Source organism: Paraburkholderia sp. SIMBA_027, from assembly GCF_046535315.1.
In the GTDB taxonomy this organism is placed as follows: domain Bacteria; phylum Pseudomonadota; class Gammaproteobacteria; order Burkholderiales; family Burkholderiaceae; genus Paraburkholderia; species Paraburkholderia tropica.
The window spans coordinates 1-354 of sequence record NZ_JAWRWY010000215.1 but is presented as its reverse complement, the minus strand read 5'-3'; the positions used below and the strand labels follow the sequence as shown (position 1 = coordinate 354).

The 354-nt window shown below is 40.7% G+C and carries 1 protein-coding gene; it reads left to right on the top strand.

The annotated features are described in order from the left end of the window. Nucleotides 1-104: 104 nt before the first annotated feature. On the top strand, nt 105-354 hold a 250-nt coding region (locus SB764_RS38835; RefSeq protein ID WP_410866587.1), incomplete at its 3' end, for a hypothetical protein.

Here is a 354-nt window from a genome sequence, read left to right as displayed (position 1 = left end):
AGGATTTAAGTATGAATGGCTAAATAATTTAAACAATGGAAAATCAAATAACACTAACCCAAACAACGGCCCTATCAACATCAGAGCGAGTGGAAATAAGGTTGATGGGACAGCCCAATTGCTATCTGGACAAATCCGCTATTTCGAGCCTACCTGAAATTGTCAAAAAACAAGTATTATTCCCATCTGTGAAAGACAAAGAGGTTGGAATCTTCGAAAGAGAGAAAGTTGCTAAGCGATTGATTTCTGCTTTTCAGATGAGCTTTCCAAGACTTGAGGGCGTTATTTACGAAGACGGTATTAATCCGACAGAAGTTGCCATTGCGGAGTTTGGAGCCTATCTCCGGGTAGTCC